At 67.4% G+C, this 11,933-nt stretch carries 11 protein-coding genes; 7 read left to right on the top strand and 4 right to left on the bottom strand.

The genetic code is table 11. From position 1 onward, the window contains the following. Nucleotides 1-98: 98 nt before the first annotated feature. The 3 genes from istB to ACVTJA_RS12180 all read right to left on the bottom strand — a co-directional run bounded on the left by istB (nt 99) and on the right by ACVTJA_RS12180 (nt 3,955). Nucleotides 99-860: an IS21-like element helper ATPase IstB gene (gene istB / locus ACVTJA_RS12190; protein ID WP_465824711.1), complete on the bottom strand. Its 762-nt coding sequence runs from the start codon at nt 858-860 to the stop codon at nt 99-101. Next, nucleotides 857-2,362 carry an IS21 family transposase gene (gene istA / locus ACVTJA_RS12185; protein WP_465824713.1) on the bottom strand — a complete coding sequence of 502 codons (1,506 nt, stop codon included), beginning with the start codon at nt 2,360-2,362 and terminating at the stop codon, nt 857-859. Before istA ends, istB begins: the two co-directional genes overlap by 4 nt. A gap of 741 nt (nt 2,363-3,103) precedes the next feature. Continuing rightward, the gene (locus ACVTJA_RS12180; RefSeq protein ID WP_465836534.1) at nt 3,104-3,955 is read right to left on the bottom strand and encodes a reverse transcriptase domain-containing protein; all 852 of its coding nucleotides are present in this window, start codon (nt 3,953-3,955) and stop codon (nt 3,104-3,106) included. 534 nt (nt 3,956-4,489) lie between these two features. On the opposite strand from ACVTJA_RS12180, the gene ACVTJA_RS12175 reads away from it, so the two are divergent. The 3 genes from ACVTJA_RS12175 to ACVTJA_RS12165 all read left to right on the top strand — a co-directional run bounded on the left by ACVTJA_RS12175 (nt 4,490) and on the right by ACVTJA_RS12165 (nt 5,720). Continuing rightward, nucleotides 4,490-4,801, top strand: coding sequence for a transposase domain-containing protein (locus ACVTJA_RS12175; protein WP_465836533.1), 312 nt, complete (start codon nt 4,490-4,492; stop codon nt 4,799-4,801). A gap of 205 nt (nt 4,802-5,006) precedes the next feature. After that, on the top strand, nt 5,007-5,408 hold the full coding sequence (locus ACVTJA_RS12170; protein ID WP_465836532.1) for an ATP-binding protein: 402 nt from the start codon (nt 5,007-5,009) through the stop codon (nt 5,406-5,408). Nucleotides 5,409-5,567: 159 nt separating this feature from the next. After that, complete coding sequence (locus ACVTJA_RS12165) at nt 5,568-5,720, top strand: hypothetical protein (RefSeq protein ID WP_465836531.1); 153 nt, start codon at nt 5,568-5,570, stop codon at nt 5,718-5,720. On the opposite strand, the gene ACVTJA_RS12160 is transcribed toward ACVTJA_RS12165, so the two are convergent. After that, on the bottom strand, nt 5,708-6,550 hold the full coding sequence (locus ACVTJA_RS12160; protein ID WP_465836530.1) for a protein kinase domain-containing protein: 843 nt from the start codon (nt 6,548-6,550) through the stop codon (nt 5,708-5,710). The genes ACVTJA_RS12165 and ACVTJA_RS12160 overlap by 13 nt on opposite strands. 654 nt (nt 6,551-7,204) lie before the next feature. Between ACVTJA_RS12160 and ACVTJA_RS12155 the strand changes: the two genes are divergently transcribed. From ACVTJA_RS12155 to ACVTJA_RS12140, 4 genes are all read left to right on the top strand, one after another. Continuing rightward, nucleotides 7,205-8,317 (top strand): hypothetical protein, encoded by a 1,113-nt coding sequence (locus tag ACVTJA_RS12155; RefSeq protein ID WP_465836529.1) that lies wholly within the window; start codon nt 7,205-7,207, stop codon nt 8,315-8,317. Next, nucleotides 8,314-9,102: an RNA polymerase sigma factor gene (locus ACVTJA_RS12150; protein WP_465836528.1), complete on the top strand. Its 789-nt coding sequence runs from the start codon at nt 8,314-8,316 to the stop codon at nt 9,100-9,102. Before ACVTJA_RS12155 ends, ACVTJA_RS12150 begins: the two co-directional genes overlap by 4 nt. Next, a complete protein-coding gene (locus tag ACVTJA_RS12145; RefSeq protein WP_465836527.1) occupies nt 9,099-10,172 on the top strand; it encodes a hypothetical protein in 1,074 nt (357 codons plus the stop codon). The genes ACVTJA_RS12150 and ACVTJA_RS12145 overlap by 4 nt, the downstream gene beginning before the upstream one ends. A gap of 249 nt (nt 10,173-10,421) precedes the next feature. Further along, nucleotides 10,422-11,933: a hypothetical protein gene (locus ACVTJA_RS12140; protein ID WP_465836526.1), complete on the top strand. Its 1,512-nt coding sequence runs from the start codon at nt 10,422-10,424 to the stop codon at nt 11,931-11,933.

The raw sequence follows: 11,933 nt of genomic DNA, 5'->3' as shown, positions 1-11,933 counted from the left end.
CGGAGCGCGGAAATCTGGTCATCGGATGCAGCTCGGCCCCGCCCCCACCGCGGAGCGGGAGAGCGGGGCCGGCTGGCCGCAGTGGGACGCGGAGGGGGTCAGCCCTTCTTGGCCTTGCGCTCGGCGCGGGACTCCTCGGCCACGCGTCGGCGGTAGCTGTCGCCCTCAATGCTGATGATGCTGGCGTGGTGGATGACGCGGTCGATGAGAGCGATGGCGCACGCGGCGTTGGGGAAGATGGTGGTCCATTCCGAAAACGGCAGATTGGTCGTCAAGACAATCGGCTTTTTCTCATACCTGCGCGACACCACTTGGAAGAGCAGGTCCGCGTTCCGGGCGTCGTAGGAGAGGTAGCCAATCTCGTCGATGACGAGCAGACCCGCCTGGGTGCAGTAGTGCTTCAGGCGCCGGTCCAGGGCCCTGGCGGAGTCCTGACTGCCCAGGTCGAGCAGCAGTTGGGAGGCGGTGGTGAAGAGGACGGAGTGGCCAGCCTGCACGGCGTTGTAGGCGATGTTCTGGGCAATCATCGTCTTGCCCAATCCCTGAGGGGCGACAAGGACGACATTGGCGGGGCGGGCCATGAAGTCCAGGGCCAGGGCGCTCTCGACGGCCGGCCTGTCAATGCGCTTGGGCCAGCCCCAGTCGAAGTCGGCCATCGTCCTGAGCGCGCCGAGCTTGCTGCGTGACAGGCGCCGCTCCACGCTGCGACGAGCCCGGTCCTTCGTCTCCTCCTCGGCGATGGCTTCCAGCAGCTCGGTCGGCCCCCACCTGCGCTTGGTGGCCATGGCAATGAGGTCATCGAGTGCGTCGCTGGTGTGGCTCAGGCCGAGGGCGGTGAGACGTTCTTTCAGGGGCATCATGGTGCTTGCTCCGGGTCGCCCTCGAGGAGGGCGTCGTAGGCGTTGAGGGAATGCTGGGGGACGCGCTGCTCACGCACGCGCGGGTCATCTGGCAGCACCAGGGGCAGCGGCGGAGGCGCCCCCTTCTGACGGCGTCGCTGGTCGAGGACGTGGGCGACGGAGGCGGGCCCGAGTGCGCCGCGCTCGAGCGTCTCGGCCAGGGCGGCGTCCAGTTCCGCGGCGCCGTAGCGCTCTGCTAGCGCCAGCAGCTTCACGGTGTGGTTGCCGAGGTTGTCACCGCGGTCGGCGAGCGCCTGGAGCATCTGGTCGGCGCGTGGGCAGCGGGCGCGCAGCAAGTCCCGTCCGCGCAGCTCGTGGGCGTGGGCCTTCTTCCTGGCCAGCGCGGCCAGGTGCTGGGCGTCCTCGACGAGGGCGCCCTTGTCCCAGCTGCGCACGTGCGAGGCGACCTGCTGGGCGCCGTCGAGCAGGCGCACCGTGGTGGCAGAGGCCACCAGCGTGAGAGGACGGCGTACCAGGCCATCCGGAATCGAGTAGTCATTGCCGTCGAAGCGCACGTAGGGCGTCTTGCCGGAGGAGGCGGGGCGCACCACGTCGGTGGGCAATGGGTGGGCGGGCAGCGGCAGCAGGCGGGGACGCTCGTCTTCCAGTGCCTCGGCCACCGTGCGGCCCGAGGCGTCGCCGGGCACCCGACGCTGGTGGGCCACCTCGTCCACCCAGCGCTTGAGCTGCCGATTGAGGTCGTCCAGGCCGTGGAAGCTGCGAGCGGCGAAGAAGGAATCGCGCAGGTAGCGGATGGTGCGCTCCACCTTGCCCTTCTCGTTGCCGCGGTAGGGGGCACAGGGTTTGGGCGCGAAGTGGTAATGCCCGGCGGCCTCCAGCACGCGGGGGTGGAAGCGGATGGCGTCTCCGGCCCGCTCCAGCACGACGGACTTCAAGTTGTCGTAGAGGAGGCTGCGAGGCACGCCCCCGAGCGCCTCGAAGGCCTGGACGTGGCCCTGCAGAAAGCACTCCATCGTCTGCCCCAGGAAGAAGCGTGCGTACATGGCGCGCGAGTGGCCCAGCACCAGCACGAAGCAGGAGAGCGTCCGGGAGGCCCGCCCCACCTGCACCTTGCCGAAGCTGCCCCAGTCCACCTGCGCCTCTTCGCCAGGTAGGGTGCAGCGGCGCAGGAAGGCCTCGGCCTGGGGCCCAGGGCGCACCCGCCGCACGTAGCGCTTCACCTGCTCGTAGCCCCCCGGGTAGCCCCGGGCCTTCACCATGTGGAAAAGGCGCGTGGCCCTCAGGCGCGGGTGGGCCTTGAGGGTGGCGTCGATGAAGTCCGTGTAGGGGCCCAGCACGGTGGGTTTCACCGTGCTCCTATCGGCAGGGGCCACCTGCACGTCCTCGAGGGCCGCCTCCACGGTGTCGTGGTGCAGGCCCAACTCCGTGGCGATGGTGCCCACCGGCCAGTGCTCCGCGTAGTGCAGCCGGCGGATGCGGGCACGTACCTCCGGGGCAATCATCCGCCCACCTCCTCACGGAAGGCCGCGCCGCCAACGCGGGCCCACTCGGGTGCGCGCCAAGGTGGTGTGGCGGAGGAAGGGGCTTTGGCGCCCGCAGAACGTGCAGGCGGGAGAAGGCGGCAGTGCATGCGGAGGGGGCCTCGCTGCGCTCGGCTCCGAGGCCACCTGCGTGGTGGCCTGGACCGGCGCGAGTGGCACCGTCGCCTCGTGAGCCGCCTCCGGGGGAGCCTGATGCGTCACTTTCCTGCGTCGCTCCCGGTATGCAGCCTGGCGCGCAGCGTGGGCGTGCCGCCCGTCCCGCGTGCGCTGGTAGCGCCGCCCGGCCGCACGCACCGACTCCGCGCGCGCCCTCCTGCCGCAGGCCCGCTCGCAGTAGCGCTGGCCCCGGTCGCATCCGGTGCACAGCTGAAACAGCCGTCGGCACTCCGGCCGACCGCACACCGCCAACCGCAGCGACTCCACGCGCAGCCTCCCGCGCGCGCCGACTTCTGGCGCTACGCCCCGGACTGCGCTACCCCTGCCTCACCGGCCCGCCCCTCTCGCACACCAGGGCGCGCCTCCAGGAGGGCCCTCCAGGTGTCGCTGGTGGGCCTTCCGTTTTTCAGGACGCGCGCGACCGCGGACTCCACCGGCGCACTCCCCACCCCTCAACTTTTTGGCTGCACGCGCCGACGGTGCCGGCCACGAAGTCACGGAACTCCGGGCGACCGATGACCAGGAATCAGCGCTTCCTGGAGACCATCAACACTTCTCCTTGTTCAACTGCACGCCAATGGCCTCCGCTTCTTCGCGAATGCGCTCCAGCGCACGCTCCGCCCACCGCCTCCCTCGTTTCGAGTTGAAGGTGAGCACCACCATGTCGTCGAGATACCTCACGTACGTGAGATAGCCTTTGCCCTTCCCCAGGACGTGATCCAGGTCGCTCAGCGCCACGTTGGCCAGTAGCGGCGAGAGCGGAGACCCTTGCGGGATTCCGCACCCACCCGTGCTCTTCAGGAATTGCTTCACCAGAGCGAGCACCCGGCCGTCTTGGACTCTGCGTGCCACCTTCTCCATCATCCGGTCGTGCCGGATGGTGTCGAAGAACGACTTCAGGTCCACGTCCACAGCCAGGTGCTTCTGGTGGTTCATCCCCTTGCGCACTTCGTCCACGGCTTGATGTGCCGAGCGCCCGGGTCGCGCCCCGAACGAATGTGCCGAGAAGTCGGCTTCGAAGAGCGGTTCCAGCAGCAACCGGAGCGCGCCTTGGACCACCCGGTCTCGAATCGTTGGAATCGAGATGGTGCGGACCTTGCCGCCCTCCTTCGGAATCTCTCTTCGACGGTACGGCTTGGGGGTGTACCGCTCCTCCTCCAACTCCCGTGCGAGCTCCGACAGGAACTCGCCGCGCCCCTGGCTCTCGATGGCCTCGAACGTCACGCCGTCCGCCCCGGGAGCACCGCCATTGCGGCGGGCTTCAAGGTAGGCGGCTTCGAGGGTCTCCAGTCGCGTGAGGTGGACGTACATTCCCCAGAAACGATGCGTCGGGGCGGATTTCGCCCGATGGCCTATCCTCGTTCGAAGCTCCTGCAGACTGATGGTGGGCTTTGTCATCCCGCTCCTGCCTCGCTCCTCACTTGGAATGCCTCCGGTAGGGCCCCTTCGCTCCACGGGCGTTACCCCGCTTCGCCGCTACTACGGACCCATCCGTCGGGCTCTCGCCTTCGCCGTGCTTCACCTTTCGGCTCGCCCGGCTACCTTGCTTCCGCGGGCTTTCTCCGCGGGGCGAGGAGCCCTTCCCTGTTTCAACCCATGGCCTTGTGCACGTGCCGTGGCCTTTACCCCGCCGAGCGGTCCTTCCCCTGGTCGACTTCGGAACGGACCTGCTGCCTTCGCCATGATTGTGGTGACTCGGCGCTTGGAACCTATCTGCTTACGGGGCCTCGACCGGCCGTTCATCGCGTCGTTACGGCCCGCGCACTCGCTCATCCCGCCCGAGGCGGGACTTCGTCGGTGGGCTTCGCTCTCGGGCATCTCCCCCGCGAGCGCCACCCCAGCTATGCGGCCTCGACCTGTTGCCGCTTCGGGACTCGCACCCTACGGATCCATGAGTACCTCCAGGCATCACACAACCGCTCTGAGAGGGAATTGAGGAGGATTGCCGTCGGCAGAAAGGCGTGGCTCTTCGTCGGCAGCGATGACCATGCCCAGAGCGCTGGCCACCTCTTCACCCTCATCGCCACCGCCCGGCTGCACCGTCTGGACCCTGAGACCTACCTCCGAGACTTGTTGCGCGTGCTGGCCCACTGGCCCCGCGAGCGCTACCTGGAACTGGCCCCCAAGTACTGGGCCGCCACGCGCTCCCGCCTCGTGGCCGCCGAGCTCGACGCCGAGGTGGGCGAGCTCACCCTCCCGGAGCCGCTCGCGACCTCGTCCGAAGAGCAGTCGCCGCCGCGCTGAAAGAGTCCTGTTCACCCTGTCAGGATGATGCGACCGCCCGGCTCACGGAAGACGGGGCTCGTGCAGCGGATACTGCGTGCGTGGAGGACATCGACTAAGCGCACGCCCGAGGGCTGTTGTTGCTGAGCACGGTGGTTGATGGAGATCGGCCTCGTCGCGGTGGGCGTAGCGCCAGCAGAACATCCTGCGCACCGGGCCGACGGGCGTGGGCAAGAGCTACCTGGCGTGCGCGCTGGGCCAGAAGGCGTGCCGCGATGGCTACAGCGTGGTGTGTCGCCGGGCCTCACGCCTCTTCGACGAGCTGGCGCAGGCCCGAGCGGACGGATCATACCCGCACCTGCTGCGCAGGCTGGCCAAGGCGAAGGTGCTCATCCTCGATGACTTCGGGCTGGAGCCGCTGGCAGCCACGCAGCGCAAGGAACTGCTCGAAGTGCTTGATGACCGCTACCAGCTCGGCTCGACGATTGTGGCCAGCCAGCTGGAGCCCAAGGACTGGCACGCCATCATCGGCGACGCGAGGCTGGCTGATGCCATCTGCGACCGGCTCGTCCACAACGCCCACCGCCTCAAGCTTGGCGGCGAGTCGATTCGCAAGCCGAGAGTTTGACCAGCGGGAAGAAGGCGGCGAAGTAGCCCCGTCCAGCGTCGTCATCCCGGTGTTCGGCATGCTCCGGAACGGGTGATCGGCTTCGGCCGGAATCGCTGATTGGCATGGCCGGAATACGCAATCAACCCCCGGCACCGTCACCCTCCCGAAGAGTTAGAGTTGACGACGGCCCCTGCGGTGCATCCCTGGCAGGTCAGCTCGGTGTCGGAACGAGGCACGGCGAGCGCATGCTTCGCCTCTGCCCCGCTTGGAGAACGCTTCGTCTGGGACGAGCGCATCAACCCGTTGGTGGGCGTGCCCTACGCGGCGTAGGCGGCGTACGCAGCGGCGGCTCGGAGCCGCTGCGCAACCTCGGTCATCGTTTGGACGCGCCGCTGCGGGAGCAGGTCGGTCATGGTCTTGATGAGCTCGTTGAGCATCCGCGCGCCGCGGGAGTCGTTGGCCACAACGTCCTGCTGGATGCCCATGCCGAGAGTGATGGAGAGCTGGCTGCCATGAATGAGTTCCGCCAGCATCAGCCCAAGGGAGTAGACGTCACCAGTCTGGGTGCACTTGCCCGAGGACCACTGCTCCATGCTGCAGTAGTACTCCGTGCCCATGCCCCCGCGGGTGAGCTGCTGCAGCACCTTGGAGTGCTTGTGGACGAAGTACCCGACGCCCCAGTCCGCGATGACGGGGTTGTGGTTGCCATCCAAGAGGATGTTCTCGGGCTTCAGGTCCCGGTGGATGAAGCCCTGACCATGGGCATAGGCCATGGCGTCGGCAATCCTGGCCACGAATCGGGCCGTCCACGTCCACTCGAAGCCGTGGGCCGCCGCCGCGAGCGCCTCGCGCAGGCTGCGCTTGTAGAGCGGCATCACGTAGAAGCGCTCGCTGGAGCCGGCCAGGCTCTCCCCCTCGCACGTGACGATGGCATGGTGCGACATCCCGCGAAGAGCGATGATTTCACGCTCGAAGCGCTCGCGCGCTGTCGGCTCGTTCTTCCATTTGTCGCTGAGCCGCTTGCAGGCGAGGTGTGCCCCCACGGGATGGGCTTGGTTCGAAGCCGTGACGATGATTTCATCGACCCTGCCGAGCCCGCCCTCCCCCAGCTTCTTTCCCCACGTGAATGAAAACTGCCCCGGCTGGAGAGTCCAACTCATGCTCGTGCCCTTTGACGAAGGTTGTGCGGCGCAGTGACCCGGATGTGCGGAGTCGTGCCCCATCGCGAGGGAGACGCCTGCGGCTCAAAGGCACTGACACACGCCCTGGGGCGTTGTGCTTGTTGCTGCGGATAAGGACTGTCAGAGGGATTTTTCGGTGTTCGTCTTCCCGGCCCCTTGAGCCGGGAAGAGCGTGCTTGAAGCCCGAAGCGAACCCACCTGGTGGTCCTGCGATGCCAGTTCTTCGTAGCACCTATGACCCGCGCTCATCTCGCGGGCTGCCGCCAACCCAGTTACTCGCAGTGAGCCTAAAGGCTGCCGATACGAATCAGGGCGTCGCTCAGCTACATCTTGAAATGAATCCCCGTTCGGGGCAGCCGCGCGACGGACTCCGAAGCCACCTGCTGTTCAGTGAGCGGCAGGAGCTGGCGAGGGCGATGGGGACGCGCAGCACCATGGGGCACCATGTCACCTCTGCGGAAAGGCAGAAGGTGGATCGGTTGCTCCGGCACGTCGGGGACCTGCTACCCCCGGTGTGCGAGCATGGGATGGTGACGTTGAGGCTGGAGGACGTGCGGCGGTGCGTTCAGCGTCCCGGCGGTTCCTGGAGGGGGTGACGCGTGGACCCGCAGCCAGGCAGAAAGAGAGGTGCACGTGGCCGAGAGCGTTGAGTGGTTAGCCCTGGTGGATGAGTCGGGGAACTTCGATGACCCGCGAGAGGCCGTTTGTGTGGGGGGGCTCCTCCTCCGGGCGGCGGATTCCGCCGAGCTGGCCCAGGCCCTGCGCAGGGCCGTGGAGGATGCGCTGCCCCACCTGGCCTACCCGCCACACGCGGCGGAGTTCAACCGGCTCTCGTTCCACCTCATGAGTTGGCATGGGCTCCCCCTCCACATCCGGCAGACGCTCCCCTCATCCCTGGCCGGCTCGCTCGAAAGGGCGGCGAAGGCTATCGCGCAGCTCCCGGATGCGCCCGCCGAGCTGAATGCTGCGCCTCACAACCCGCCCATGGAGCTGCTCATCAGGTGTGACCAGTGGCTGGAAGCCCGAGCGCCCGAGGCCTTCCGGGCGCTTCAGTCCGCAAGGGACCGCTGCTACCAGAAGCTTTGGAGCGTACTGTCCTACTACGCCTCCACCTGCAAAGCGCTGGCGGTAGCGGCGGTGGAGTCCCGCGGCGGCCCGCGCCAACCTCTCGGCCTGGATGAGGAGCGTTACCTCCACCTGCTGGCCGTCCTCTGCGAGCGGCTCGTTCAACTGGCTCGCCTCACGGAGCCCCACCCACGCATCGTCCTACGAGTCGCATCTCGCCGGGTGCTGCGCATGGAGCGTGCCAGCGAACTCACGCGTGAGGACCTGGTCAGCCTCGCCGAGAGGGTGACTCGCACGTCGCTACCTGGCGGGATGCGGCTCGAACTCGCCCCGGAGCCTCCGGAGCGATACGGCACGCGCGTCCATCCGGGACTGACCCTCGCTGACTACGTGGTAAACCAACTGCGATTCATCCTGGTCCGCGGAAGCACGTTGCCGTGGCCCCGGGTTCGACAAGCGGTTCAGAGCCAACTGGCCCTGCCCATCGAGCTGACGGTCGGCGGCATGCAGAAGTTCCCCACGCTCGCGGCGGACGGCACGCCCCAGCAAGCCATCCTCTCGGCGTCGTCGGGCCTTCCTCCCCCCGACCTGACAGCGGTGCATCCACGATGGAGCCGGGAGCAAGCGGAGACGTGCATGACGCTGCTGGGGACGGGCTCAGGGCAGGAGGTGGTGCAATGAACATCGGGGAGCTGCTGCTGGACATCGTTCCCAAGCACCCTCGGCGCCACGAGGCCTGGCCCAAGCTCTACGCGCTCTTGGATGCGCTCAGCCGCTCCCAGTTCGGCTCAGCCTCAGGTGGCGCCATGCGAATTCCGGAGGAGGTCCGGGAGGACATCGTACAGGCCGTGGCCATCAAGGTGCATCAGCTCAGCCCGCTCCCTGTAGCCGGCAAGAGCGATGGGGAGTGCAGGAGCTATCTGCTGCGGATGCTGCGCAACCGATGGATTGACGAGCACCGTCGACGTGTCCACCAGGAGAAGCTCGTCCAGGCCGCTGCTCGCGAGGAGTCAGAGGAGGCAGCGGTGCCTGCCCCTGCTAGCTCACATGGGGTGGAGGCCGCCCGCAAGTTGCTCGAGCGGGTCTACCAGGAACTGCACGCGCGGCGTGCTCCACGATTCCGGGCCGAATTGGAGCGGGCCTGGGCTCAACTCTGCGAGCTGAGCTTCATGAACGGCGACATTGAACTCATCCTTCGCAGGGATGAAGGAGTGACGCAGGCCCACACTCCGGCGGAGCGCAAGATGGCCCAGCAGCGGGTCCACCAGAGCCACAGCCGCCTGCGGAAGCACCTGCGCAACACCGTGGACGCCCTGGCACGCAAAGGGCTTTTCTCCCAAGACGACGCAGCCATGGCGCGCCAATTAATCGAGAATTTGAACAGGTGTCAGAGGCTTCCCGCAGCAGGCGTATTGGATGACGAGGAAAACGAGACAGCCAGGGTGGAGCGTGGGGACCCATCATGAACAAGCTTGCCCCTGAGGAGTTGGAGGCATTGGGTTTGGCGGCGGACGTGGAGTTCGAGCTGGTGGAGCAGGAACTGGCCCCGGAGCGCTCCGTGGCACTTGGCAAGGCGGGGACGGCCCAGGCGGATGCCCCGCTGCAGCGTGTGCGTGATTTGCTTCGCGAGCAGCCGCACGTCTCGCCGGTGTCGCTGAAGTGCTGGCAGGAGATTGCGCCTAACACGAGCCTGCAGCGGTGGGACTTGAGGCCGGAGATTGCCGTCTTCCAGCATGGCGGACGGCGCCATTTCGCATGCAGCGGCGACAGGCTGGACCTGGATGAGTCCACGATGCTGCTCGACTCGCGCTGGCGGCCCGCATGCCTTCGGGTGGACCAGGGCGACGTGGCCTGGCTGTTACGTTTCGAGTTGGGGGACATCACCCTCTCGCGGAGTCAGCCTCGCGCCCAGCCAGCGCGGGCGGCCACATGGACCCCGGCCGAGCCTCCCGAGGTTCCCGTGCCTGAAGTCGGCACGTGGCTCGAACGCAGTCCTGGCGATTCATGGCTGATGGAGGCATCGGAGCGGCTGGCCAACGAGGAGTGGAACCTGGCCCGTGTCGCTTCAGCAGGGCTGGTGGCCCGCCTGTGGTCTCCCTCAAGCCATGCGTCCCGGAGCGAGCGCGCTCGCTATCTCTCGCCGGACTTCGAGGGCCCCGCCCATCTGGCCGCGGCCTGGTTCAGCGCGTTTCCGGCCGATACGCGGGAGAGCGTCGAGCGGTCCGCGCTCTTCGAGGTGGGCGCCCTGCAGGAGCGGCTTCAGGAACTGGAGGATGTCGCCATGGAAGACCCTGAGCAGGCCGAAGTATTGGGGCGCTCGTGGCTGCATCGTCGAGATGACCTCCAGGGCGTCCTTTTCCTGCTGAAGCGCTCCGGGACGGGCGACGTGCTGGAGGAGGGCCTGAGGAACCTGGACGCGCAGGCCTCGGAGTTTCCTTCCTACTGGGCACTGCTGGAGCTGGAAGGTGACGAGCGTCTGCGTGCCGTCTCCTGGCAGGAGCCGGACGCCTGGTGGGGGCGGCTCGCGCGCGCCTGAGAGGAGGTCCGTGTGCTTCGAGAACTGCTCAAGGCTTCCTCTCTTGGCTACGTGGAGAGGGCCCAGGTCGCGAAGGCACTGCGTTATCCGTGGTGCTGGCCGCGGACTCCCGAGTTGCTGGAGCACGAGGCCGTGAAGCGACTCCCCTGCCCTGCGGCGCCCACCCCGGGCGTGACGCTCCTCATCTCCGCGACGCCGGGAGACGGGGGCTATCGCCTGGGCCTGTGGAAGCTCTGGCGTAGGCCCCGAGTGGAAGACTCGAGCGGCACGGAGGCCCACTTCGTCAACGAGTCGCGGCGCGCCCTCCGCATCGCCGAGCAAATCGTCACACGAGGGCTACCCTTCATCCTCTCCATGGAGCCGCTCCAGGTCCCTGGCGATTGGTATGCGGAACTCATCTACAAGACGGGAAAGTGGCGCGACGAAGCCCTGGACGGCACCTCCTATGGATTGGCATTCCTGCTCGCCACCGCATCGCTGCTGCTGCAGGTCCCCCTGCCACCAGACATGGTGGCGGCGGCGACCGTTTCGGAAGACGGCTCGCTGGGGCCGGTCGAGGCGCTCCCCGAGAAGATTTCGCTCCTGGTCGGCTCGGGTTTGGGGGTGAGACGGTTGATGGTCGCCGCTTCCCAGGCCGAGACTGCCCGCAAGGCCGTCTCCACCTGCCAGGGCTCGCTCGAAGTGCTCGGCGTACAAAACGCACGCGAGGCCTTCGCCGAGGTGTTCAACGAGGCCCACCAGCAGCTGGCCCAACAATGGCGCGACCCCGGCGACGTGAGGAGGGCCGCGCGCAGGCTGTACCTCATGGCGCTGGGCTCAAGCTCCCCCATCCTCGACTGGAAGGCGGTGGCGCGCGGCGCGGACCTCCTGCGCTCCCAGTTGGAGGAAGGCGAGAACGCCTACAACGAGGTCACCACCGCCGGGATGATTGCTCGGCGTCACACGGGCGAGCTGAGCCTGATGCCGTGGCCCGACGAGGAATTCCTGTTACGGCTGAGCCGGCCGCTGCGTCAGGTCCACATGGCGCACGTGCTCCAATCGGCCAATGATGCCGGCACCCTCGCCCTGGCGGAGATTGTCGGCAAGATTCAGAAGGAGTTACCCGAGGCTCGGGAGTGCTACGAACCCCAACTCATCCTTCGCGGGGCAGCCGGGCGCGCGCTGGCATCGCTGCGGCGCTACGAGGACGCAAGAGACTACCTGCGTGAGACAGTCGACGCTTGGCGGGAGCTTGGACGCATCCATGAAGCCTCCTATCCCCTCTGTGAGCTTCTTCGCGTCATTGGCATCCTGCGCGATGCCGACGCGCTCTCCAGGCTCGAGCCCCTCCTTCGCGAGTTCCGCGCCAGCCCTCTTCTCTCGTCGGACTCACGAGGCTTCCTGCGCTTGGCACTGGGCCGCGCCCGCGTGCTACTCAACCAGCCCGATGCGGCCCTGGCAGTGCTTGGGGACGCGGCGGACTTCGCCTGGGACACCATGCGCGATGACGTCCAGTACCCCAGGCTTCGCTGGCTTGCTCGGGCGCAATACCTCACGGGGCAGTGGGAAGAAGCAGCGGAGACTCGTCAGCGGTTGCCGGAGGGATGCTTCGAGGCGCTCCTGGCCCGCCTGGACCATCTGCTCGAGCAGGGGGAAGACCCCGAGCCCGTGCTCGGCGACCTCCTCGCCCACCGGGAAATCCACCCGGCCTCACGCCTGCTGAAGGGGGTGACAGAACCTCGGGAACGCGCGGAAATCCTGGCGCGAGAGTATCCCTATTGA

This window comes from Pyxidicoccus sp. M6 (assembly GCF_055568925.1).
The sequence above is the reverse complement of the archived record's forward strand: the minus strand, read 5'-3'. Positions and strand labels throughout refer to the sequence as shown.